The organism is Nocardioides thalensis (genome assembly GCF_013410655.1).
In the GTDB taxonomy this organism is placed as follows: domain Bacteria; phylum Actinomycetota; class Actinomycetes; order Propionibacteriales; family Nocardioidaceae; genus Nocardioides; species Nocardioides thalensis.
On sequence record NZ_JACCFP010000001.1, the window covers coordinates 2,314,755 to 2,337,667 of the forward strand.

22 protein-coding genes are annotated in these 22,913 nt (G+C 72.0%); all 22 read right to left on the bottom strand.

Going from position 1 to position 22,913, the window contains the following annotated elements; all coding sequences use genetic code 11:
* Positions 1–15 precede the first annotated feature (15 nt).
* Entirely contained in the window at positions 16–3,351 is a 3,336-nt protein-coding gene (gene carB / locus HNR19_RS11390; protein WP_179668027.1) for a carbamoyl-phosphate synthase large subunit, read from the bottom strand.
* Complete coding sequence (gene carA, locus HNR19_RS11395; protein WP_179668028.1) at positions 3,351–4,496, bottom strand: glutamine-hydrolyzing carbamoyl-phosphate synthase small subunit; 1,146 nt, start codon at positions 4,494–4,496, stop codon at positions 3,351–3,353. Before carA ends, carB begins: the two co-directional genes overlap by 1 nt.
* Entirely contained in the window at positions 4,493–5,800 is a 1,308-nt protein-coding gene (locus HNR19_RS11400; RefSeq protein ID WP_179668029.1) for a dihydroorotase, read from the bottom strand. Before HNR19_RS11400 ends, carA begins: the two co-directional genes overlap by 4 nt.
* Positions 5,797–6,735 carry an aspartate carbamoyltransferase catalytic subunit gene (locus tag HNR19_RS11405; protein ID WP_179668030.1) on the bottom strand — a complete coding sequence of 313 codons (939 nt, stop codon included), beginning with the start codon at positions 6,733–6,735 and terminating at the stop codon, positions 5,797–5,799. The genes HNR19_RS11400 and HNR19_RS11405 overlap by 4 nt, the downstream gene beginning before the upstream one ends.
* Positions 6,732–7,304 (bottom strand): bifunctional pyr operon transcriptional regulator/uracil phosphoribosyltransferase PyrR, encoded by a 573-nt coding sequence (gene pyrR, locus HNR19_RS11410; RefSeq protein WP_179668031.1) that lies wholly within the window; start codon positions 7,302–7,304, stop codon positions 6,732–6,734. The genes HNR19_RS11405 and pyrR overlap by 4 nt, the downstream gene beginning before the upstream one ends.
* Before the next feature lie 157 nt (positions 7,305–7,461).
* The gene (locus HNR19_RS11415) at positions 7,462–7,632 is read right to left on the bottom strand and encodes a CsbD family protein (RefSeq protein WP_179668032.1); all 171 of its coding nucleotides are present in this window, start codon (positions 7,630–7,632) and stop codon (positions 7,462–7,464) included.
* A 99-nt stretch (positions 7,633–7,731) separates the two neighbouring features.
* Positions 7,732–8,718 carry a TIGR03557 family F420-dependent LLM class oxidoreductase gene (locus tag HNR19_RS11420; RefSeq protein ID WP_179668033.1) on the bottom strand — a complete coding sequence of 329 codons (987 nt, stop codon included), beginning with the start codon at positions 8,716–8,718 and terminating at the stop codon, positions 7,732–7,734.
* A gap of 44 nt (positions 8,719–8,762) precedes the next feature.
* Positions 8,763–10,229, bottom strand: a complete 1,467-nt coding sequence (locus HNR19_RS11425; RefSeq protein WP_343047159.1) for a MinD/ParA family ATP-binding protein — start codon at positions 10,227–10,229, stop codon at positions 8,763–8,765.
* A gap of 91 nt (positions 10,230–10,320) precedes the next feature.
* Entirely contained in the window at positions 10,321–11,694 is a 1,374-nt protein-coding gene (locus HNR19_RS23530) for an FAD-dependent oxidoreductase (RefSeq protein WP_179668034.1), read from the bottom strand.
* Between the two features lie 27 nt (positions 11,695–11,721).
* A complete protein-coding gene (gene nusB, locus HNR19_RS11435; protein WP_179668035.1) occupies positions 11,722–12,138 on the bottom strand; it encodes a transcription antitermination factor NusB in 417 nt (138 codons plus the stop codon).
* Complete coding sequence (efp, locus tag HNR19_RS11440; RefSeq protein ID WP_179668036.1) at positions 12,138–12,704, bottom strand: elongation factor P; 567 nt, start codon at positions 12,702–12,704, stop codon at positions 12,138–12,140. The genes nusB and efp overlap by 1 nt, the downstream gene beginning before the upstream one ends.
* Before the next feature lie 82 nt (positions 12,705–12,786).
* Entirely contained in the window at positions 12,787–13,227 is a 441-nt protein-coding gene (locus HNR19_RS11445) for a type II 3-dehydroquinate dehydratase (RefSeq protein ID WP_179668037.1), read from the bottom strand.
* Positions 13,224–14,324, bottom strand: coding sequence for a 3-dehydroquinate synthase (gene aroB / locus HNR19_RS11450; protein WP_179668038.1), 1,101 nt, complete (start codon positions 14,322–14,324; stop codon positions 13,224–13,226). Before aroB ends, HNR19_RS11445 begins: the two co-directional genes overlap by 4 nt.
* Positions 14,321–14,830, bottom strand: coding sequence for a shikimate kinase (locus HNR19_RS11455; RefSeq protein WP_218910217.1), 510 nt, complete (start codon positions 14,828–14,830; stop codon positions 14,321–14,323). The genes aroB and HNR19_RS11455 overlap by 4 nt, the downstream gene beginning before the upstream one ends.
* Positions 14,827–16,005 (bottom strand): chorismate synthase, encoded by a 1,179-nt coding sequence (aroC, locus tag HNR19_RS11460; protein WP_179668039.1) that lies wholly within the window; start codon positions 16,003–16,005, stop codon positions 14,827–14,829. The genes HNR19_RS11455 and aroC overlap by 4 nt, the downstream gene beginning before the upstream one ends.
* Before the next feature lie 138 nt (positions 16,006–16,143).
* The gene (locus tag HNR19_RS23535; protein ID WP_179668040.1) at positions 16,144–16,899 is read right to left on the bottom strand and encodes a prepilin peptidase; all 756 of its coding nucleotides are present in this window, start codon (positions 16,897–16,899) and stop codon (positions 16,144–16,146) included.
* Complete coding sequence (locus HNR19_RS11470; RefSeq protein ID WP_179668041.1) at positions 16,896–17,711, bottom strand: shikimate dehydrogenase; 816 nt, start codon at positions 17,709–17,711, stop codon at positions 16,896–16,898. The genes HNR19_RS23535 and HNR19_RS11470 overlap by 4 nt, the downstream gene beginning before the upstream one ends.
* Positions 17,711–18,865 (bottom strand): endolytic transglycosylase MltG, encoded by a 1,155-nt coding sequence (mltG, locus tag HNR19_RS11475; RefSeq protein ID WP_179668042.1) that lies wholly within the window; start codon positions 18,863–18,865, stop codon positions 17,711–17,713. Before mltG ends, HNR19_RS11470 begins: the two co-directional genes overlap by 1 nt.
* Positions 18,858–19,355, bottom strand: coding sequence for a Holliday junction resolvase RuvX (gene ruvX / locus HNR19_RS11480; RefSeq protein ID WP_179668043.1), 498 nt, complete (start codon positions 19,353–19,355; stop codon positions 18,858–18,860). The genes mltG and ruvX overlap by 8 nt, the downstream gene beginning before the upstream one ends.
* Entirely contained in the window at positions 19,355–22,072 is a 2,718-nt protein-coding gene (gene alaS / locus HNR19_RS11485) for an alanine--tRNA ligase (protein WP_179668044.1), read from the bottom strand. The genes ruvX and alaS overlap by 1 nt, the downstream gene beginning before the upstream one ends.
* The gene (locus HNR19_RS11490; protein ID WP_179668045.1) at positions 22,072–22,347 is read right to left on the bottom strand and encodes a DUF6167 family protein; all 276 of its coding nucleotides are present in this window, start codon (positions 22,345–22,347) and stop codon (positions 22,072–22,074) included. Before HNR19_RS11490 ends, alaS begins: the two co-directional genes overlap by 1 nt.
* The gene (locus tag HNR19_RS11495; protein WP_179668046.1) at positions 22,344–22,913 is read right to left on the bottom strand and encodes a hypothetical protein; all 570 of its coding nucleotides are present in this window, start codon (positions 22,911–22,913) and stop codon (positions 22,344–22,346) included. Before HNR19_RS11495 ends, HNR19_RS11490 begins: the two co-directional genes overlap by 4 nt.

The window sequence follows — 22,913 nt, forward strand, 5'->3', positions numbered from 1 at the left end:
GTCGCTCGTCGCACCTCAACCACCGGGATTCCGGTCCGACCACTCCTGAAGCGACCGCACCCCGATCCCGCCGCCGCGCACCGCGGCGATGCCCTGCACCGCGGCCGCCAGGCCTTGCACCGTCGTGATGCACGGGATGCCCGTCAGCACCGCGGCGGAGCGGATCTCGTAGCCGTCGATGCGGGCGCTGCCGCCGCCCGAGCCGTGCGGCGTGTTGACGATCAGGTCGATCTCACCGTCGAGGATCATCTGCACCGTGGTCTTCTCGCCCTCCGGGCCGGGACCCTCGAAGTGCTTGCGGACCACGGTCGCGGAGATGCCGTTGCGCCGCAGCACCTCGGCGGTGCCCTGGGTGGCGAGGATCTCGAATCCGTACTCGGTCAGGATCCGGATCGGGAAGATCATGTTGCGCTTGTCGCGGTTGGCCATCGAGACGAACACCGTCCCGGTGGTCGGCAACGAGCCGTAGGCCGCCGCCTGCGACTTCGAGAACGCGGTGGCGAAGTCGGCGTCGAAGCCCATCACCTCGCCGGTCGACTTCATCTCCGGCCCGAGCACGGTGTCGACGAACTGCCCGTCCTTGGTGCGGAACCGGTTGAACGGCAGCACCGCCTCCTTCACCGCGATCGGGGCGTCGGCCGGCAGCGTGCCGCCGTCGCCCTCGGCGGGCAGCACACCCGCGGCCCGCAGGCCCGCGATCGACTCGCCCAGCATCACGCGCGCGGCCGCCTTGGCCAGCGGCGTACCGGTCGCCTTCGACACGAACGGGACCGTGCGGCTGGCCCGCGGGTTGGCCTCGAGCACGTAGAGCACGTCGGACCCGAGCGCGAACTGGATGTTGATGAGGCCCTGCACGCCGACGCCCTTGGCGATGCCCTCGGTCGCCTCGCGGATCCGTTGGATCTCCGAGGCGCCCAAGGTGATCGGCGGCAGCGCGCACGAGGAGTCGCCGGAGTGGATGCCGGCCTCCTCGATGTGCTCCATCACGCCACCCAGGAACAGGTCGGTGCCGTCGTAGAGCGCGTCGACGTCGATCTCGACCGCGTCGTCGACGAACCGGTCGACCAGCACAGGACGATCCGGACTGATCTCGGTGGCCGCCTCGATGTAGGAGCGGAGGTCCTCGTCGGAGTAGACGATCTGCATGCCGCGCCCGCCGAGCACGTAGGACGGCCGCACCAGCACCGGATAGCCGATCTCACGGGCGATCGCGACCGCCTCGTCGTAGGACACCGCGGTGCCGTGCTTGGGCGCGGTGAGACCGGCCTCGGCGAGCACGCGGCCGAACGCGCCGCGCTCCTCGGCCAGGTCGATCGCCGCCGGCGACGTACCGACGATCGGCACTCCCGCGTCCTCGAGGCCTTGCGCGAGGCCGAGCGGCGTCTGCCCGCCCAGCGTGGCGATCACGCCGGCGACCGGCCCGGCGGCCACCTCCGCGGCGTAGACCTCGAGCACGTCCTCGAGCGTGAGCGGCTCGAAGTAGAGCCGGTCGGAGGTGTCGTAATCGGTCGACACGGTCTCGGGGTTGCAGTTGACCATCACGGTCTCGTAGCCGGCCTCGGCGAGCGCCAGCGAGGCGTGCACGCACGAGTAGTCGAACTCGATGCCCTGGCCGATGCGGTTGGGCCCGGAGCCGAGGATGATCACGGCCTTCTTGCCCTCGGCGCGGGGCTGCACCTCGGTCTCCTCGTCGTAGGACGAGTAGTGGTACGGCGTGCGTGCCGCGAACTCGGCCGCGCACGTGTCGACGGTCTTGTAGACCGGCCGGACGCCGAGCACCTGGCGGATGCTGCGGACCTCGGCCTCGCTGATGCCCCGGATCTGGGCGACCTGCGCGTCGGAGAACCCGTGCCGCTTGGCCTGGCGCAGGCTGTGCTCGTCGAGGACCTCGGCGGCGGCCAGCTTCTCCGCGACCTCGTGGATGAGGAACAGCTGGTCGACGAACCACGGGTCGATCTTCGTGGCGTCGTGGACCTGCTCCTGGGTCGCGCCGGCACGGATCGCCTGCATCACCTTCTGGAGCCGCCCGTCGTGTGGCACCTTCGACGCCTCGAGCAGCTCGCCCACCGTCGGTCGAGGAGGCGCCCCAGCGCCGTCACGAGACCCGTCCAGAGGTGAGAAGTCGAAGGGCGCCGCCTTGTTCTCCAGCGACCGCAGCGCCTTGTTGAGCGCCTCGGTGAAGTTGCGGCCGATCGCCATGGCCTCGCCGACCGACTTCATGTGGGTCGTGAGCATCGGGTCGGCCGTCGGGAACTTCTCGAACGCGAACCGCGGCACCTTCACGACCACGTAGTCGAGCGTCGGCTCGAAGCTCGCCGGCGTCTCCTCGGTGATGTCGTTGGGGATCTCGTCGAGCGTGTAGCCGACCGCGACCTTGGCCGCGATCTTCGCGATCGGGAAGCCGGTGGCCTTCGACGCGAGCGCGCTCGACCGGGAGACGCGAGGATTCATCTCGATCACGATGACCCGCCCGTCGGCCGGGTTGACGGCGTACTGGATGTTGCAGCCGCCGGTGTCGACGCCGACCTCGCGGATGATGCCGATCGCGAGGTCGCGCAGGTGCTGGTACTCGCGGTCGGTCAGCGTCATGGCGGGCGCGACGGTGATCGAGTCGCCGGTGTGGACCCCCATCGGGTCGAAGTTCTCGATCGAGCAGACGATGACGACGTTGTCGGCCTTGTCGCGCATCACCTCCAGCTCGTACTCCTTCCAGCCGAGGATCGACTCCTCGAGGAGCACCTCGGTGGTGGGGCTGGCGGCGAGGCCGGCGCCGGCGATGCGGCGCAGGTCGGCCTCGTCGTAGGCGATGCCCGAGCCGGTACCGCCCATCGTGAACGACGGCCGGATCACGACCGGATAGCTGCCGAGGGTCTGCACCGCCTGGAGGCAGTCGTCCATCGAGTGGCAGATCACGCTGCGCGCGACCTCTCCCCCGACCTTGTCGACGATCGCGTTGAACTTCTCGCGGTTCTCGCCGCGGTGGATCGCCTCGATGCTCGCGCCGATGATCTCGACGTCGTACTTCTCGAGCACGCCGTTCTCGTGCATCGCGATCGCCGCGTTGAGGGCGGTCTGGCCGCCCAGCGTCGGTAGTAGCGCGTCGGGACGCTCCTTGGCGATGACCTTCTCGACGAACTCCGGCGTGATCGGCTCGACGTACGTCGCGTCCGCGAACTCCGGGTCGGTCATGATCGTGGCCGGGTTGGAGTTGATGAGGATGACCCGGAAGCCCTCCTCCTTCAGCACGCGGCAGGCCTGGGTGCCCGAGTAGTCGAACTCGCAGGCCTGGCCGATGATGATCGGCCCCGAGCCGATCACGAGGATCGACTTGATGTCGTCGCGCTTCGGCATCAGGCGCCGCCTCCCATGAGGTCGCAGAATCGGTCGAACAGGTAGGCCGCGTCGTGCGGTCCGGCCGCGGCCTCCGGGTGGTACTGGACGGAGAAGCTCTTCAGGTTGCCGTCGGCGTCGCGCAGCTCGAGGCCCTCGACCACGTCGTCGTTGAGGCAGACGTGGCTCACCGAGGCCACGCCGTACGGCGTCTCCGTCGGCTCGTCGAGCGGGGCGTCGACCGCGAAGCCGTGGTTGTGGGCGGTCACCTCGACCTTGCCGGTCGTGCGGTCCATGACCGGCTGGTTGATGCCGCGGTGCCCGTACTTCAGCTTGTAGGTGCCGAAGCCGAGCGCCCGCCCGAACAGCTGGTTGCCGAAGCAGATGCCGAAGTAGGGCAGGCCCTGCTCCAGCGCCCCCTGGAGGACGCCGATCTGGTCCTTGGTCGCCGCCGGGTCCCCGGGGCCGTTGGAGTAGAACAGCCCGTCCGGCTGCACCGCGAGCACGTCGTCGAGCGTCGCGGTCGCTGGCAGCACGTGCACCTCGATGCCCCGCTCGCTCATGCGCTGCGGGGTCATCTCCTTGATGCCGAGGTCCAACGCGACGACCCGGAACCTCGGTGGTCGAGGAGGCGCCCCAGCGCCGTCACGAGACCACGCGGGCACGACGTACGCCTCCGTCGTGGAGACCTCCGAGGAGAGCTCGGAGCCCTTCATCTCCGCCGACGCCTGCACCCGCTCGAGCAGCCGGGCCGGGTCGGTCTCGGTGGTGGAGATGCCGACGCGCATCGCGCCCCGCTCGCGCAGGTGGCGGGTCAGCGCGCGGGTGTCGATGCCGCTGATGCCGACGACGCCCTGCTCACGCAGCTCGTCGTCGAGGGAGCGCCGCGAGCGCCAGTTGCTCGGCACCCGCGCGGGGTCGCGGACGACGTAGCCGGCGACCCAGATCCTCCGGGACTCCGGGTCCTCGTCGTTGACGCCGGTGTTGCCGACGTGCGGCGCGGTCATCACGACGACCTGGCGGTGGTACGACGGGTCGGTCAGCGTCTCCTGGTAGCCGGTCATGCCGGTGTTGAAGACCGCCTCGCCGAACGTCTCGCCCTCGGCGCCGTAGGCCTCGCCCCGGAAGGCACGCCCGTCCTCGAGGACCAACAGGGCAGGCTTCATGCGAGTGCTCCTTCCAGCACGGTCGGCTTGCCACGCAGCAGCGTGGCGACCACCGAACCGGTCAGCTTGCGGTCGTGCCAGGGGTTGTTGCGGGACAGCGACACCGACGCGGCGCGGTCGACGACGACCTGCGCGGCGGGGTCGACGAGCGTCAGGTTGGCGGGCTCGCCCACCGCGATCGGGCGGCCGTGGGCGCGGTCACCGTGGTCGAGCCCGGCGATCCGGGCAGGCCGCTCGCTCATCACCCGGGCGACGCCGGCCCAGTCGAGCAGTCCGCCCTCGACCATCACGGTCGACACGACCGGAAGTGCGGTCTCGAGGCCGAGCATGCCGAACGCCGCGTCGACGAACGCGTGCTCCTTGTCGTGGCGCGCGTGCGGCGCGTGGTCGGTCGCGACCGCGTCGATCGTCCCGTCGGCGAGCGCGGTGCGCAGGGCCTCGACGTCCTCGGCCGGCCGCAGCGGCGGGTTGACCTTGTAGGTGGGGTCGTAGTCGGCGAGCAGGTCGGTGGTGAGCAGCAGGTGGTGCGGCGTGACCTCCGCGGTCACGTCGATCCCCTGCGCCTTCGCCCAGCGGACCACCTCGACGCTTCCGGCCGTCGAGACGTGCGCGACGTGCACCCGGCTGCCGGTGTGACGGGCGAGCATCACGTCGCGGGCGACGATGACCTCCTCGGCGACGCCCGGCCAGCCCGGCAGGCCGAGGCGGCCGGAGAGCTCGCCCTCGTGGCAGCACGCGGTCGGGCCGGCGAGCTGCGGGTCCTGGCTGTGCTGGCTGACCACACCGCCGAACGCCCGGACGTACTCCAGCGCGCGCCGCATCACGCGGGCGTCGTGGACGCACTTTCCGTCGTCGGAGAACACCCGCACCTTCGCGCGGGAGCGGGCCATGAGGCCCAGCTCGGCGAGCTCCTCGCCGCCGAGGCCCTTGGTGACCGCGCCGACGGGCTGCACGTCGACAAGCCCGGCCTCGCGACCGAGGTCGAGCACCCGCTCCGCGGCCTCCGCGGTGTCGGTGACCGGGTTGGTGTTGGCCATCGCCAGCACCGCGGTGTAGCCGCCGACCGCGGCCGCGCGCGACCCGGTGAGGACGGTCTCGGCATCCTCCCTGCCCGGCTCGCGCAGGTGGGTGTGCAGGTCGACGAGGCCCGGCAGCAGCACCAGGCCGTCCGCGTCGACCACCCGGTCGGCCTTCGTCGTCGTGGTCCCGAGCTCGGCGATGACGCCGTCGGCGACGTACACGTCGGCCGCCTCGCCCCCGAGGATCCGCGCGCCCTTGATCAGGACGGTCTCGCTGTTGCTCACTGGGTCACTCCCTCTTCCTGCCCCGCCAGCAGGTGGTAGAGCACCGACATCCGGACGGCGACGCCCGCCGACACCTGGTCGAGCACCAGCGACGACGCCGCGTCGGCGGCGTCGGCGGCGATCTCCAGGCCGCGGTTCATCGGGCCGGGGTGCAGGATCGGCGTGCCCTCGGGCAGCAGGTCGAGGCGGTCGCGGGTCAGGCCGTAGCCGACCGTGTACTCCCGCGCGGTCGGGAAGAACCCGCCGCTCATCCGCTCCCGCTGGACCCGCAGCATCATGACCGCGTCGGCGGTCGGCAGCACGTCGTCGAGATCGTAGGAGATCGCGAAGCCCGCGTCCTTCGACCAGCTGCCGATGCCCGCGGGCATCAGGGTCGGCGGGGCCACGACCGTGACCTCCGCCCCGAGCTTCACCAGGCTCTTGACGTTGCTGCGGAACACCCTGCTGTGGGTCAGGTCGCCGACGATCGCGACGTGGCGGCCCTCCAGGCTGCCGAGCGCGCGCTCGAGCGTGTAGGCGTCGAGGAGCGCCTGGGTCGGGTGCTCGTGGGTGCCGTCACCGGCGTTGACCACAGGTACGTCGATCCAGCGGCTCACCTGGTGGGCGGCGCCGCTCGCCGAGTGGCGCATGACCAGGCCGTCGATGCCCATCGCCGTCACCGTGAGCACGGTGTCGCGGAGGCTCTCCCCCTTGCTGGCGCTGCTGCCCTTGGCCGAGAGGTTGATGACGTCGGCCGAGAGCCACTTGCCGGCGATCTCGAAGGAGCTGCGCGTGCGGGTGGAGTCCTCGAAGAACAGGTTGATGACAGTACGGCCGCGCAGGGCGGGCAGCTTCTTGACCTGCCGGCGCTGCACGTCGTGCATCTCGGCGGCAGTGTCGAACAGCTGCCGGATGTCGTCGGAGGTGACGTCGTCGATCGAGAGCAGGTGCCTCATGCCGGCGCCCCCTCGATCAGCACCTCGTCGGCGCCGTCGACCTCGATGACGTGCACCTTGACCTTCTCGGTGCGCGCGGTCGGGAGGTTCTTGCCGACGTGGTCGGCGCGGATCGGCAGCTCGCGGTGACCCCGGTCGACCAGCACCGCGAGGCGCACGGCGCCCGGCCTGCCGAGGTCGGAGACCGCGTCCAGGGCGGCGCGGATCGTGCGCCCGGAGTAGAGCACGTCGTCGACGAGCACCACGGTCTTGCCGTCGATGCCGTCGGCGGGGACCGCGGTCTTGTGGGGGCTGCGGGTCGGGTGCGAGCGCAGGTCGTCGCGATACATGGTGACGTCGAGCTCACCGACCGCGACCGCCGTGCCCTCGTTGGCCTCGATGTTGGCGGCGAGCCGCCTCGCGAGCGGGACACCGCGCGTGTGGAGGCCCAGCAGCAGCAGGTCCGCAGGACCCTTGTTGTGCTCGAGGATCTCGTGGGAGATGCGGGTCAGAGCCCGCGAGATGTCTCCGGCGTCGAGGACCGTGCGGGCGACTCGGCCCTGGTCTTCAGCCTGTGGGACGGTAGGCATCGGCCTGCCTGACCTCCTTCTCCGCCTCACGGGACGGCTCGTTAAAGGATGTCGAACGGTCCTCACCCTAGCGCGTCACCGGCCGTCCGACCGACTCGGCACACGGACATGGACAGGGACCCGGCGGGGCCGGGTCCCTGGTCGCGTCAGCCGGTGGCTACTTGAAGGCGTCCTTCACCTTCTCGCCCGCCTGCTTCAGGCTGCCCTTCATCTGGTCCGACTTCCCCTCAGCCTGCAGGTCCTCGTCGTCCGACGCCTTCCCCATGGCTTCCTTGGCCTCGCCGAGCTTCTCCTGGGCGGTGTTCTCGAGCTTGTCCTGGTTCCCCACGACCGGGCTCCCTTCTGCTCGTCTGATCCGGGCGGAGTCTCCGCCCCGTCACAGACGTCGGTACCCGGGGAGCCGTCGGCGATCCGGGGCGCCGCTCGATCAGCCGGCGGCCGACCGGAGCTTGTCGAGCAGCGGCTCCGCGGCCTCGTCGAGGAACCGCTGCTGCAGGCGGTCGCCCACCTGCACCAGCGCGATGTCGGTGAAGCCGGCCTTCCAGTACGCCGACACCGCGTCGACGATCGCGTCGAGATCCGGCCCGCACGGGATCGAGGCCGCGACGTCCTCCGGCCGGACGAACTGGCTCGCCGCCGCGAAGCCGGCCGGAGTCGGCAGGTCGGCGTTGACCGACCAGCCGCCGCCGAACCACCGGAACTGCTCGTGGGCGAGCTCCCTGCCCTCCTCCTCGGTCGGCGCCCAGCACACCGGGATCTGCCCGATCGCGCGTGCCTTCTCGCCGACCCGGGGGGCGCCGGCGGTGCCGTTCCAGCGGTCGACCAGTCCGTCGTCGGGCTCCACCGCCACGAGGTGGTCCGCGAGCGGAGCGAGGGCCTCGATCGCACGCTCACCCGCCACGGCGACGCCGATCTCGACCGGCGCGTCCGGCAGGTCCCAGATCCGCGCGGACTCGACGTCGAAGTACTCACCCTGGTGGTCGACCAGCTCGCCGGTGTGGAGCTGCCGGATCACGCCGATCGCCTCGGTCAGCATCGCGTGCCTGCTCGCGACGCCGGGCCAGCCCTGGCCGACCACGTGCTCGTTCAGGCTCTCCCCCGCCCCCAGGCCGAGAGTGAAGCGGTCCTCGGAGAGAAGCGCGAGCGTCGCCGCCTTCTGCGCCACGACCGCCGGGTGGTAGCGCATGGTCGGGCACGTCACGTAGGTCATCAGGCCCATCCGCGAGGTCGCGTGCGCGACGGCGCCGAGCACGGTCCACGCATACGGACTGTGTCCCTGCTCGGTCAGCCAGGGCGAGTAGTGGTCGCTGCTCACCGCGAAGTCGAACCCGCGGCGCTCAGCCTCGACGGCGTACCCCACCAGCTCGCGGGGGCCGCTCTGCTCGGTCATGAGGGTGTAGCCGAATGCAGTCATGCCGGAGCGGTACCCCGCCGGCGCCGGGCTCTACGGGCGGAGCGTCAGAGAGCGTCGGCCATCGCGGCGCAGGCGGCCAGCCACGAGCGGCGGGTGCCCTCCGACAGCTGGTGGTAGGGCACGACCGACCCGGAGACCAGCGCCGGGTCGTAGGGCACCCGGTAGACGCCCCGGGTGCGCTGCTCGTAGACCGACACCAGGTCGCTCGCGAGGCGGCTGTCCACCTTGTCGCTCGGGTCGGACAGCACGGTCACCGTCTTGTGCTTGAGGTCGGTGTAGCCGGCGTCCTGGAGGGCGTCGAGCATCCACAGCCCGCTGTAGCCGGTGTCCTCGCGCACCGTGCTCGTCACGACCAGCAGGTCGGCGGCGTCGGCGGCGGCGAGCCAGTTCTCGGCGCGCATGTTGTTGCCGGTGTCGATCAGGATCACCCGGTAGAACCGCTCGAGCAGCGCATGCACCTCGGCGAAGTCCTTGGCGTGGATGATGCCGGTGACGTCGGGCCGCTCGTCGGAGGCGAGTACGTCGAAGTGGGCGTCGCCCTGGGAGCGCACGAACGCCCCGAGGTCGCCGATGCGCGACTGGTAGACGTCCTTGAACCGGCCGAGGTCCTCGAGCAGCTCGCGCGTGGTGTTGCGGTGGCTGCTGCGGATGCCGCGGATCCCGAGGGTGCCGCGGGTCTCGTTGTTGTCCCACGCGACGACGCCGCCACCGCGGACGGTGCCGAAGGTGTAGCCGGCGGCGAGCACGCCGGTGGTCTTGGCCGCGCCGCCCTTCGGGTTGATGAACGCGATCGTGCGGGGGCCGTCGAAGTCCTTCTGGATCTGCTGGCGGTCCTGGTTCCAGGACAGCTCCTCACGGCCCATCTTCGGGCGGATCAGGCCGCCCGACAGCTTGCCGACCGCTCCCCGCCAGCCCCACGTCGCCGGCCCGAGCTCCTTCTCGTTGTCGCGGCGGTCGAGGAAGTCGGTGGCCGTCATGAAGCGGCGCGGCTCGGCCGGCGTGTCGACCGGAGCCGCGGGCGGGGCGGGCTGCGGTGCGACCTGGGCCGGGTGGCTCGGCGGAGCCGGCTGGGCGTGCTGGGTCGGCGGGGCGTAGCCCGGCGGGGGGCTGCTCGGCGGCGGGCCGAGCGGGGCGCCGAGAGCCCCCGGGGCCGGCGGCGCGGGTGGGGCAGGCGGTGCGGCGTGGGCCGCGGCCGGCGCCTCGGCGGTCGGCCCGCTCGACGGGACCTCGACGACCTGGAAGGCGACCGGACGCACGCCCGGACCTGCCGGGTCGGCCCCGGGATGACCGGGCTGACCGGGCTGACCGGGCTGACCAGGGTGACCGGCCTCGTCCGCCGTGTGCGCGCCGGAGCCGTTGCCGGCGCCGATCGGGTCACTCAGCGGGTCGACGGGGGCGCCGGAGCGCGCGGCGTCGAGCTGGCGCCGGGCGAACTCCTCGAGCTCCTCCGGCGTGTAGAGCTTGTCGCTGGTCGCGTCGTCCACCGAGGACGGGTGCGAAGGCTGGCTCACGAGACCTCCCGAGATCGGACGTGCTTCGTCCGAAGACCATAACCGCTGGTCGTCGGACGAAACACTCCCGGCGGGCCCCGGTGGACCGGCGTCAGAGGCCGAGGTCGCCCAGTGCGGTCTCGATGGTGCGGTGGAACGTCGGGTAGGCGAAGTGCATGCCGCGCAGGGTGGCGACGGGCACCTCGGCGTGCACCGCGGTCACCAGCATGCCGAGGATCTCGCCGCCGGCCGGCCCGACCGTGGTGGCGCCCACGAGCACCCCGCGGCCGGCGTCGGCGACCACCTTGACCAGGCCCTCGTTGTCGACCTTGTGGATCCAGCCCCGGCTCGACTCCGGCAACGGCGCGACGGCGGTGGCGACGTCGAGGCCCGCGTCGCGCGCCTGCTTCTCGGTCATGCCGACCGACCCGACCTCGGGGTCGGTGAACGTCACCCGCGAGACCGCGCGGTAGTCGGCCCACGGCCCGTCCGCCCCGGTCAGGTCCCGGATGGCCACGTTGGCCTGGTACATCGAGATGTGCGTGAACGCGCCCTTGCCGGTGATGTCGCCGACCGCCCAGAGCCCGTCAGAGGCGCGCATCCGCTCGTCGACCTCGATCGAGCGCGCCGACGGGTCGAGCCCGACCGTGTCCAGCCCGATGTCACCGAGGTTCATCCGGCGGCCGGCCGCGACCAGCAGCGACGACGCGCCGACCGTCGATCCGTCCGCGAGCCGCAGGGAGAACGCGCCGTCGTACGACACCTGCTCGGCGCCGACGCCCGCGCGGACCGTGATGCCCTCGGCCTCCAGTGCCTTGGTCACCACCTCACTCGCCTCAGGCTCCTCGGGCCCCAGGATCCGCTCCCCCGCTTCCACGATGGTCACGTCGACGCCGAACCGGGCGAGCGACTGGGCGAGCTCGCAGCCGATCGCGCCCCCGCCCAGGACCGCCAGGCTCGCGGGCAGCTCCGGCAGGCGCACCACGTCGCGGTTGGTCCAGTACGGCGTACCGGCGAGCCCGTCGATGGGCGGCACCGCGGGCTCGGTGCCGGTGTTGAGCACCACGCCGCGGCGTACCGACAGCTCCTGGGTGCCGTCGGCCGTCTGCACGGTGACGCGGCCGGGACCGGCGAGCCGGGCGTGGCCGCGCACGAACCGGGCACCGGCCTTCTCGAGCCGCTCGACGGCGACCTTGTCGTCCCAGTCGTCCGTCGCCTCGTCCCGGATCCGGCCGGCGACGTCGTCCCAGTGCGGGTGGACGTCCGCGACGCCGGCGAGTCCCTCGACCCGTCGGGCCTCGGCGAGCGCGTCGGCCGCGCGGATCATCATCTTCGTCGGGATGCACCCGAAGTAGGGGCACTCACCCCCGACCAACCGGCGGTCGACCCCGACCACCGAGAGCCCCTCGCGCGCCAGGGACGCGGCGAGATGCTCACCTCCCGGACCGAGTCCGATGACGACGACGTCGACCTCTGCGGCAGCCACGCCGCAACACTGGCACGCGGCGAGGCGTCAGACCAGGGTTGACTTCGCGCGCTGGATCGCGCCGAGGACGCCGTTGACGAAGGACGGCGACTCGTCCGTCGACAGCTCGGTCACGAGAGCCATCGCCTCGGAGACCGCGACCGCGTCGGGCACGTCGTCGCTGTAGAGCAGCTCGAACACGCCGATCCGCAGCACGTTGCGGTCGACCGCGGGCATCCGCGCGAGCGTCCAGCCTTCGGCGAACTGGCCGAGCACCTCGTCGATGCGCTGCTGGCGCTCCGAGACGCCGCGGATCAGCTCCGCGGTGTAGGGGTTGGTCGGCGCCGCGCCGTCGGCGATCAGCCGGTCGAGCGCGTCGACGGCCGACTCGCTGCGCAGGTCCGCCGCGAACAGGATGTCCAGGGCCCGCTTGCGGGCCTTGGACCGTGCACCACCAGAAGCCATCAGGACTTGACGCGGGACAGGTAGGAGCCGCCCTCGCGGGTGTCCACCTTGATCTTCTCGCCCTGCTCGATGAAGAGCGGCACCTGGATCTCGGCGCCGGTCTCGAGGGTGGCGGGCTTGGTGCGGCCGGTGGCGGAGTCGCCGACGACACCCGGCTCGGTGTAGGTGATGGTGAGCTCGACCGACGCGGGGAGCTCGATGAAGAGCACGCGGCCCTCGTTGGTGGCGACGATCGCCTCCATGTTCTCGAGCATGAAGTTCTTCGCGTCGCCGACGATCTCCGGCGTGACCTCGATCTGGTCGTAGGTGCTCGTGTCCATGAAGACGTAGTTGGTGCCGTCGTTGTAGAGGTACTGCATCGTCCGCTTGTCGACGGTCGCGGTCTCGACCTTGGTGCCGGCGTTGAACGTCTTGTCGACGTTCTTGCCCGACTCGACGTTGCGCAGCTTGGTGCGGACGAACGCGGGGCCCTTGCCCGGCTTCACGTGCTGGAACTCCACCACCTGCCACAGCTGCTTCTCGATGAGCAGGACCATGCCGTTCTTGAGGTCGTTCGTGGTTGCCATGCGATCCAGCCCAGCCTTCTCATAAAGATGTCAACGAGGTCGTACGGCGCCGCCGCCGCAGCGCGGGCACCAGCGGAGGAGTCTACCGATCGGAGCCGCTGGCGATGAATTCGAGCGCCTGCCGGTAGCCGTCGATGCCCTGCCCGCTGATCGTCGTCGCCGCGTGCGGCTCGACGTACGAGGTGTGCCGGAACTCCTCGGGTCGCTGCTTGGGGTCGGAGATGTGCACCTCGACCAGCGGCGCGGTCAGCTGGCCGCAGGCGTCGAAGATCGCCAGCGAGTAGTGGGTCCACGCCGCGGCGTTGAGGACGACGGGCGTCTCCTCGTCGGCCGCCGTGTTGAGCCAGTCGAGCAGCTCGCCCTCGTGGTTGGTCTGCCGGACCTCGACCTCCAGGCCCAGCTGCTCGCCCCAGCCGACGCACAGGTCGGCGAGCTCGCGGTGCGTGGTGTGGCCGTAGATCTCCGGCTGGCGCCGGCCGAGCCGGCCGAGGTTGGGCCCGTTGAGGACCAGCACGCGCGTCATCGGCCGGCCCCCGTCATCACGTCGTACGCCGCCCGCAGGTTCTCCTCGGACGGCCCGGCGAGCACCACCGGCTTGCCGATGTCGTCGAGCACCACGAAGCGCAGCGTGTTGCCGCGCGCCTTCTTGTCGACCCGCATGGCGGCGAGCAGCTCGTCGAACCCGGTGCCGTCGTAGGTGGTCGGCAGCCCGACCGCACCGAACGCCCGGGCGTGGCGCGCGGCGGTGGCGTCGTCGAGGTGCCCCTCCAGCCGGGCGAGCTCGGCGACGTAGCAGCAGCCGATCGCCACGGCCTCGCCGTGGCGCATGGTGTAGCCCTCGGCCCGCTCGATCGCGTGCGCCATGGTGTGGCCGTAGTTCAGGGTCTCCCGGCCGGGGTGCCCGTCGGAGCCCCCGGTCTCCTTGAGGTCGGCGACCACGACGTCGATCTTCACCTTGATCGACCGCTCGACGAGCTCCGGCAGCACCGGGCCGGCCGGGTCGGTCGCCGCCTCGGGGTCCTTCTCGACCAGGTCGAGGATCACCGGGTCGGCGATGAACCCGCACTTGACGACCTCGCCCATCCCGGCGACCAGCTCGTCGCGCGGGAGCGTCAGCAGGGTGTCGAGGTCGACGAGCACGCCCGCCGGCTCGTGGAACGAACCGACCAGGTTCTTGCCCGCACCGGTGTTGATGCCGGTCTTGCCGCCGACCGCCGCGTCGACCATCGCGAGCAGCGTGGTGGGCACGTGCACGACCTTGACGCCGCGCAGCCAGGTGGCCGCGACGAAGCCGCCGAGGTCGGTGGTCGCTCCCCCGCCGAACGTCACCACGGCGTCGGAGCGGGTGAAGCCCGCCTCGCCGAGCGCCTCCCAGCACTGGAACGCCACGTCGGCGCTCTTGGCCTGCTCCCCCGACGGCAGCCCGAGGGCGAGCACGTCGTACGACGGCCGCAGCACCTCCAGCACCGATTGCACCAGCTCGCCGAGCTCGGCGGCGTGGAGCAGCGCGACCCGCTGCACGCCGTCGCCCAGGAGCGACGGCAACCGGTCGGCGAGGCCGCGCCCGATGACCACGTCGTAGGGCGACGCGCCGCCCACGTGCAGCACGGTGCCGCTCATGCGACTCCCTCCAGGGCGACGGCGATCTCCTCGGCCACATCCTCCGGAGATCGCCCGTCGGTGTCGACAGAGAACGTCGCGACCTGCTCGTAGATCGGGGTGCGCTCGTCGAGCAGCGCCTTCACCCGCGAGCGCACGTTCCCCAGCAGCAGCGGGCGGGAGGTGCCGAGCCCGACCCGCTTGACGGCGTCGGAGAGGCCCACGCGCAGGAAGACGACGGTGTGACCGGCGAGCCGCTCGCGGGTCGCGTCGGCGAGGACGGCGCCGCCTCCGAGGCTCAGCACCCCGTCGTGCGCGTCGAGCGCGGCGGCGACGGCGGCGCGCTCGAGCTCGCGGAAGCGGTCCTCGCCGTCGTCGACGAAGATCTCGCTGATCGTGCGGCCCTCGGCGCGCTCGATGTCCTCGTCGGTGTCGCGGACCGCCACGCCCCAGCGGTCGGCGAGCAGGCGACCGACGGTGGTCTTGCCCGACCCCATCGGGCCGACCAGGACGACCCGGGGGCTCATCGGTAGCGGAGCGTGTCGAGGTAGCTCTGCACGTTGCGCCGGGTCTCGGAGACGGAGTCGCCGCCGAACTTCTCCAGCACCGCGTCGGCGAGCACCAGCGCCACCATCGCCTCCGCGACGATGCCGGCCGCCGGCACCGCGCAGACGTCGGAGCGCTGGTGGTGGGCGACGGCCTCCTCGCCGGTCGCGACGTCGACCGTGCGCAGGGCACGCGGGACGGTCGCGATCGGCTTCATGCCGGCGCGGACGCGCAGCACCTCACCGGTGCTCATGCCGCCCTCGGTGCCGCCGCTGCGTCCCGACGTACGGCGCAGCCCGTCGTCCGACGTGACGATCTCGTCGTGCGCCTGGGAGCCGGGGGTCGCCGCCAGCTCGAAGCCGTCGCCGACCTCGACGCCCTTGATCGCCTGGATGCCCATCAGCGCGCCGGCGAGCCGTGCGTCGAGGCGCCGGTCCCAGTGCACGTGCGAGCCCAGGCCCGGGGGCAGGCCGTGGACGACGACCTCGACGACGCCGCCGAGGGTGTCGCCGTCCTTGTGCGCCTGGTCGATCCGCTCGACCATCAGCTTGGAGCCGTCGGCGTCGAGGCAGCGCACCGGATCCTCGTCGAGCCGCGCGACGTCGTCGGGCACCGGCACCTCGGTGCCGGGGGTGCGCACGCCCCCGATCTCGAGGACGTGGGAGACGATCCTCGCGCCGGCCGCCTGCTCGAGGAAGTTGCTGGCGACCCGTCCGAGCGCGACCCGGGCCGCGGTCTCACGCGCGGACGCGCGCTCCAGGACGGGGCGGGCGTCGTCGAACGCGTACTTCTGCATGCCGACCAGGTCGGCGTGGCCGGGCCGGGGGCGGGTGAGCGGCGCGTTGCGCGCCTGTCCCTCGAGGACCTCGGGCGCGACCGGGTCGGCCGCCATCACCTTCTCCCACTTGGGCCACTCGGTGTTGCCGACCTCGATCGCGACGGGACCGCCCTGGGTCCGGCCGTGCCGGACGCCGCCGGTGATCGTGACCGCGTCCTGCTCGAACTTCATCCGGGCACCGCGGCCGTAGCCGAGGCGCCGACGGGCGAGCGAGTCGGAGATGTCGTCGGTCGTGACCTCGACGTGGGCCGGCAGCCCCTCGAGGATCGCGACCAGGGAGGGGCCGTGGGACTCCCCCGCGGTCAGCCAGCGCAACATGGGCTGATTGTCCCACGGGGGTCCCGGCGCGGGGTCTGCCGGAGGGTACGGCGAGACGCGGCCGGCCGGCTTGCGTTGCTCGCCGACCGCGCCCCCGGCAGTCGGTCGCCCACGGCAACCGATAGTGGTCAGTGAGTCCTAGCCGTAGATCGCGTCCGCCACCGTCTGCCCCCACACCAGCCCCACCAGCGCCCCCACCAGCAGGAACGGGCCGAACGGGTAGGCGCGCTTGAGCATCTTCAGGTCGCGGCGCGCGATCGCCAGCGCGAGCCCGGGCACCCCGAAGGCGAGGAATGCCGCGTAGATGCCGATCATCACCGGGCCCCAACCGGCGTACCCGAGCACCAGCCCGAGCAGCGCAGAGAGCCGGACGTCGCCGAAGCCCATGCCGGCCTGGCGGATGAACCACAGCAGCCAGAAGACCGAGCGCACCACGAGCAGCGCGATCACGCCGCGCACCAGCTCCTCCGGCTCCCCGGCTCCCAGCCACCGGCCGAGGCCGTAGAGCAGCGCGAGCGCGGTGGCGGGCAGCACGACGATCGAGGGCAGCAGCCGGGTGCGCCAGTCGACGATGCCGAGCAGCGCGCCGACCGGCGCCAGCGGCCAGGCGACGAGCAGCAGCCAGTCCCACCCCAGCACCAGCCCGAGCAGGCCTCCCGCGATCCCCGACACCGCGACCGACACGGGCAGCACCCACGTTCGGCGGCCGAGGTCGGCGTACAGCTCCTTCGACGGCTCCTCCAGGCGGGCCTGCTGTGCCGCCGTGAGCTCCACGCCCTCCTCTGGCTCCGGATCGGGCGGCGGCTCCGGCAGCCGCCGGATGACGTACGGCGCCAGCGCACCGGCGAGGCCGCAGGCGACCACGCCGGTCAGCGCCGCCCCGAGGTCGGTCACCCCTGGCTCCGCGTCCTGAGCTCGGCCTCACCGGCGGCGCGCATCGCGTCGAGCGGCGCGGGGACGCCGGTGAAGGCCGTGAACTGGAGAGCCGCCTGGTGGACCAGGAGGTCGAGCCCGCCCACGACCACCTGTCCTCGCGACGCGGCGGCGGCTGCGAGCGGCGTGGGCCACGGGTCGTAGAGGACCTCGAACACGACCCCGGCATCGGCGCACAGGCCCACCACCGCGTCGCTCTGGGCCTCGGCCGGGACTGTCGAGACGACGACCTCGCCGGTGACCGTGCCTCCGTCGAGCGGCAGCACCTCCACCTCGGCACCCGACGGGTGCCGGCGGATGGCCTCGACCGTCTCGGACGCCCGCGAGGGATCCCGTGCCAGCAGTCGCACGTGCGACGCGCCGAGCTCGCACAGCGCCAGCCCGGTGGACGCGGCCGTGGCGCCGGCGCCGAGGATCGTGCCCGCGGAGACAGTGCCGTCGTAGCGCTCCCGCACCGCCGCCACCGCACCAGGGAGGTCGGTGTTGTCGGCGTGCCACTCCTCGTCGACGCGCACCAGCGTGTTGGCCGAGCCGGCGAGGACCGCGCGCTCCGAGACCGCGTCCGCCAGCGCGAGCGCCTCCCTCTTGAGCGGAGCCGTCACCGACAGGCCCCGCCACTCGTCACCGAGCGAGGCGAGGAACGCCTCGACCTCACCGGCGGGCACGCGGACCGCGCCGTACCACCAGTCGAGGCCGACGGCGGCGTACCCGGCGCCGTGCAGCGCCGGGGACAGCGAGTGGGCGACCGGGTCGCCGAGAACCGCGCAGCGCATCAGCAGGCGTCGGAGCTCTCGCAGTACTCGGTCAGCTCCGCCTTGTACTGGAGGAACTCGTCGTGGGTGTCGGCGAACTTGGTCTCACCGGTCTTCAGGTTCACCGTCACCCAGTAGAGCCAGTCGCCGTCGGCCGGGTTGAGCGCCGCCTCGATCGAGTCGAGGCTCGGGGACTCGATCGGCCCCGGCGGCAGGCCCTTGTTCTGGCGGGTGTTGTACGGCGAGTCGACCTCGAGCTGCTCCTGGGTCAGGGCGACGCCCGGGTTGAAGCCGAGGGCGTAGGCGATCGTCGCGTCGATCTGCAGGAAGCCCGCGGTCTCGGCGGTCGGGTTCTCGAGCCGGTTGTAGATGACGCGCGCGATGCGTGCCTTGTCGGCGTCGCTCACCGTGCTGCCCTCGGCCTCGACGAGGCTGGCGATCGTCAGCATCTCGTGCGGGTCGTAGCCGAGCCGCTCCGCGCGGCGAGCGAAGTCGAGCTCCTCGGTCTCCGCGTGCCACCGGTCGACCATGGCCGCCAGGATCGTGCGCGGGGTGTCCTTGCGCTCCACCTCGTAGGAGCCCGGGTAGAGGTAGCCCTCGGCGTTCCCGCCGGCCTCGGGCGGCAGCCCGAGCGACGCCGGGTCGTCGAGCACCCTGTTGTAGGCGGCCTTCGAGAACTCGGTGTTCTTCGCGAGCAGCGCGACGATGTCGTCGACGGTCTTGCCGGGGAGGAACGTCAGCTCGGAGACGCAGCCGTCGTTCTTGAGGTCCGCCAGGACGTCGACGGCTCCGGCGGCGTCCATCTTCCGCTTCAGCGCGAAGCTCCCGGGGAAGATCGATGCCCCCTCCGCCTCGGCGGCGTCGGCGAAGGCCTCCGACGAGGCGACCACGCCCTCGTCCTCGAGCCGGTCGCCCACGCTCGACACGCTGTCGCCCGACATCACCTGGAAGCAGACGTTGCCCTCGCCGGGACCCGCGAAGTCCTCGGGGTCGCCGAAGAAGTCGTCGATGGTCGGCTTCAGCAGGTAGACGTAGCCCGCGACGCCCAGGCCCGCGACGACCAGGAGCACCAGCAGCATCGGGAGGCAGCCCGAGCGCCTCTTCGTCCGTGCCGCTCGGTGTCCGGCCGGTCGGCCGGCGTGGGGGTCACCGGGTAGGACGGAAGGTTCAGTCATGCCTCTCCTCGACGCCCTCGGGCGGAGCCGTCCCTGCCTCGTCGACGGGGACCAGCTCACCCGGAGGGCGACCTGTTGCGCGCTCGCTGTCGAGCGCCTGTTGGAGGATGACGACGGCCGCGACCTGGTCGACCACGGCTCGCCGCTTCGCTCCCTTGCGTTGGTCGCGCAGCATAGTCTCCGCCGTCACGGTGCTGAGCCGCTCGTCGGTCAGCCGCACCGGCACGGGCGCGACCTTCGCCGCGAGCCGCTGCGCGAACTCGCGGGCCTTGCCCGCTGCCGGCCCCTCTCCGCCGGACAGCGATCGCGGGAGGCCGACGACGACCTCGACCGCCTCCTCGTCGGCGACGATCCGCCGCAGCCGGCGCAGGTCGCCCTTGCCGCGCGGCACCGTCTCCACCGGCGTGGCGAGCACGCCGGACGGGTCGCTCCGAGCGACGCCGATCCGGGCATCGCCCGGGTCGACCCCGATCCGGACACCGAACCGCACTAGGCGTTCGCCACCGCGGCGGTCACGGCGGCCAGCGCCTCGTCGATGCGGGTGACGTCGGTGCCGCCGCCCTGGGCGACGTCGGCCTTGCCGCCACCGCGGCCGTCGACGTACGGCGCGACCGCGCGCACCATGTCGTTGGCCGACAGGCCGCGGTCCTGGGCGGCCTGGTTGAGCGCCGCGACCACGGACACCTTGCCCTCGGCCGCGCCGATCACGACGACGACGCCAGGGGTGTCGCCGGGCAGCCGCCCGCGCACGTCGAGTGCCAGCGTTCGTACGTCGCCCGCGGCGGCGCCGTCGACGCGGTGCGCGACGACCTTCACTCCGCCGATGTCGGCGGCGCCCGCGGCCAGGTCGCCGCCGGCGGCCAGCAGCTGACCCATCCGGAGCTTGTCGAGCTCCTTCTCGGTCTGCTTGAGCCGCTCGACGAGGTCGCCGACGCGACCGACCAGGTCGTCGGGCTGGGTCTTGAGGAGGCCGGTCAGCTCGGCGACGACGTCCCGCTCGCGGGCGAGGTAGGCGAAGCCCTCCACGCCCGTGAACGCCTCGATGCGCCGGTTGCCGGAGCCCACGCTGGACTCACCGGTGACGACGATGGTGCCGATCTGGCTCGAGTGCTCGACGTGGGTGCCGCCGCACAGCTCGCGCGACCACGGGCCGCCGATCTCGACGACGCGGACCTTCGTGTTGTCGTAGGTCTCGCCGAACAGCGCGAGCGCGCCCCATTCCTTGGCCTCGGACAGCGTCATGTACTGCCAGCCGACCGGCAGGTCGGCCCGCAGCGCGTTGTTGGCCACCTGCTCGATGTCCTTCAGCTGCTCGGGCGCGAGCGCGGTGAGCCACCCGAAGTCGAGCCGCAGGTAGCCGGGCCGGTTGTAGGAGCCCGACTGGAGCGCGGTGGGGCCGAGCACCTCCCGCAGCGCCGCGTGCACCACGTGCGTGCCGGAGTGCGCCTGTCGGGCGCCGGTGCGCCACTCGGGGTCGACCTTCGCGTGCAGCAGGCGGGCGTCCGCCGGCAGCTCGCCGTCGACGACCCGCACCTGGTGGACAACAAGTCCGCGCACCGGGCGCTGCACGTCGAGGACCTCGAGCTTGCCGCCCTCGAACTCGATGACGCCCGCGTCGGCGGCCTGGCCGCCGGACTCGGCGTAGAACGGCGTGCGGTCGAGCACCAGCTCGCCGACCTCGCCGTCGGTCAGGACGGAGACCCCCGCGCCCTCCTTCAGGAGCGCCAGCGGGCGGGACTCGGTCTCGAGCGTCTCGTAGGCGAGCCACTCCGTCGGGCCGTTGTCGTCGAGGATCCCCCGGTAGACCGACAGGTCGGCGTGCTGGCCCTTCTTGGCCTTCGCGTCGGCCTTGGCGCGCTCGCGCTGCTCGGCCATCAGCTGCCGGAACCCGCCCTCGTCGACGGTCAGGCCGGCCTCGGCCGCCATCTCGAGGGTGAGGTCGATCGGGAACCCGTAGGTGTCGTGGAGCTTGAACGCCTGGGCGCCGGGAAGGACGGGCGAGCCACCGTCCTCGATCTTGGCTTTCACGTCACCGGCGGCCAGGTCGAAGATCTGGGTGCCGGCCTCGAGCGTCTTGCGGAACGCGTCCTCCTCGGCGAACGCGACCTGGGAGATCCGGTCCCAGTCGGTGACCAGCTCGGTGTAGGTCTCCCCCATCTTGTCGCGGGAGATCGGCATCAGCTCGGGCAGCGCTGGGTCCTGGTAGCCGAGCAGCCGCAGGTTGCGCACCGCCCTCCGGAGCAGCCGGCGGAGCACGTAGCCGCGGCCCTCGTTGCCGGGCTTCACCCCGTCGCTGATGAGCATGAGTGAGCTGCGGACGTGGTCGGCCACGACCCGGAACCGCACGTCGTCGTCGCGGTCGGCGCCGTACTTCTTGCCGGTCAGCAGCTCGGCGCGCTCGATCACCGGGAACATGACGTCGATCTCGTACATGTTCTCGCGGCCCTGGAGCAGGAACGCCACGCGCTCCAGGCCCATGCCGGTGTCGATGTTCTTGGCCGGGAGCGACCCCGCGATGTCGAAGTCCTCCTTGCTGCGGACGGCGCTGAGCTCGTCCTGCATGAAGACCAGGTTCCAGATCTCCAGCAGCCGGTCCTCCAGGGGCACCGGCATGTCCGGGCCGAGGCTCGCGGCGTCGAAGTCGGGGCCGTACGCCGCACCGCGGTCGTAGAGGATCTCCGAGCACGGGCCGCCGGGGCCCGGCACGCCCATCGACCAGTAGTTCTCGCGCTTGCCGAGGCGCAGGATCCGCTCCTCGGGCAGGCCGGTGACCTTCCTCCAGAGCGCCAGCGCCTCCGCGTCGTCGGCGTAGACGCTCGGGTAGAGCCTGCTCTCCTCGAGGCCCCAGCCGCCGTCGGCGAGCGGCTTGGTGACCAGGTCCCACGCCAGCTCGATGGCGCCTTCCTTGAAGTAGTCACCGAAGCTGAAGTTGCCGCACATCTCGAAGAACGTGCCGTGGCGGGTGGTCTTGCCGACGTCCTCGATGTCCGGCGTGCGGATGCACTTCTGCACGCTCGCCGCCCGCGGGTAGGGCGGGGTCTCCTGACCGAGGAAGAACGGCTTGAACGGCACCATCCCCGCGTTGACGAACAGCAGGTTCGGGTCGTCGAGGAGCAGCGATGCCGACGGCACGGCCGTGTGCCCGCCGATGCTGGTGTTCTTCTCGAAGTGCGCCACGAACCGCCGGCGGATCTCCGCGGTGTCCACTACTCGATGCCTCGCTTCTGTTCGGATTGTCCGAGCTGCTTGTGCTGCGTTGCCTGCTGGGCCGCCACCAGGTCGTACCTCTCCCGCAGGTCGGTCTCCGCCTCTGCGGCGCCGTGCAGGAACTCCGCCCGCATCATCCGGGCGCCGACGCCGACCGCGCTGATCCGGTCGCGGATCCCGTCCGGGGTGAACGCCTCCATCGCGCGCCGCACCCTGACCGTCGCGTAGACGCCGGCCGCCGCTCCGGCGGCGAACGCCACTCCCTTGCCGATCATGCCGGGTCGATCTCCGCTCGCTGGCGCGCGTGCAGCTCGCGGCGCGCCACCCGCAGCCGCAGCCGGCGCTGCTTCCGCGACCGCTTGACCTCGCGCCTCATCTCGAACCGCACCCGGTTGCGCACCTCGGGGGCCAGCGCACGGCGTACGCCGGCCGCGAGCGAGGCGGTGCGGATCAGGCTCTCGCGCAGCATCGCGTCGACCACCGGCTGGCCGGGGACGGTGGGCAGCGGCAGCACGCCGAGCGGTCCGCGAGCGGGCTTGCGCTCGCCGAGCTGGGTGATGACGTACTCGCGGTCGTCGACCACCGTCACCGCGGGGACGCGCGCCGCCTCCTCCATCCGGGCGGCCTGCTCGCGCAGCTGCTGGTCGAGCTCGTCGAGCTGCTCGCGCAGCGCCTCGGCGTCGGCCGCGGCGTCCGCGGCGGCGCGGGCGAGCACCGCCTCCGCGTCCTCGCGGGTACGCCGCAAGGCACCCGCGAGCAGCACCACGGCCGCCGTGAGCGCGGCCAGGACGAGGAGGGTCAGCACCACCACCAGGGAGGGGACCGCAAGCGCACTCGTCAT

Coding starts and splice junctions, on each gene's coding strand:
- aroC (WP_179668039.1), bottom strand. CDS start 16,005: ATGTTGCGCTGGCTGACCGCGGGGGAGTCCCACGGCCCCTCCCTGGTC.
- HNR19_RS11405 (WP_179668030.1), bottom strand. CDS start 6,735: ATGAGGCACCTGCTCTCGATCGACGACGTCACCTCCGACGACATCCGG.
- HNR19_RS11490 (WP_179668045.1), bottom strand. CDS start 22,347: ATGATCGGCAAGGGAGTGGCGTTCGCCGCCGGAGCGGCGGCCGGCGTC.
- nusB (WP_179668035.1), bottom strand. CDS start 12,138: ATGGCTTCTGGTGGTGCACGGTCCAAGGCCCGCAAGCGGGCCCTGGAC.
- HNR19_RS11470 (WP_179668041.1), bottom strand. CDS start 17,711: ATGCGCTGCGCGGTTCTCGGCGACCCGGTCGCCCACTCGCTGTCCCCG.
- aroB (WP_179668038.1), bottom strand. CDS start 14,324: ATGAGCGGCACCGTGCTGCACGTGGGCGGCGCGTCGCCCTACGACGTG.
- pyrR (WP_179668031.1), bottom strand. CDS start 7,304: ATGCCTACCGTCCCACAGGCTGAAGACCAGGGCCGAGTCGCCCGCACG.
- carB (WP_179668027.1), bottom strand. CDS start 3,351: ATGCCGAAGCGCGACGACATCAAGTCGATCCTCGTGATCGGCTCGGGG.
- HNR19_RS11455 (WP_218910217.1), bottom strand. CDS start 14,830: ATGAGCCCCCGGGTCGTCCTGGTCGGCCCGATGGGGTCGGGCAAGACC.
- carA (WP_179668028.1), bottom strand. CDS start 4,496: ATGAAGCCTGCCCTGTTGGTCCTCGAGGACGGGCGTGCCTTCCGGGGC.
- efp (WP_179668036.1), bottom strand. CDS start 12,704: ATGGCAACCACGAACGACCTCAAGAACGGCATGGTCCTGCTCATCGAG.
- HNR19_RS11420 (WP_179668033.1), bottom strand. CDS start 8,718: ATGACTGCATTCGGCTACACCCTCATGACCGAGCAGAGCGGCCCCCGC.
- mltG (WP_179668042.1), bottom strand. CDS start 18,865: ATGACTGAACCTTCCGTCCTACCCGGTGACCCCCACGCCGGCCGACCG.
- HNR19_RS11445 (WP_179668037.1), bottom strand. CDS start 13,227: ATGACGCGCGTGCTGGTCCTCAACGGGCCCAACCTCGGCCGGCTCGGC.
- HNR19_RS11495 (WP_179668046.1), bottom strand. CDS start 22,913: ATGACGAGTGCGCTTGCGGTCCCCTCCCTGGTGGTGGTGCTGACCCTC.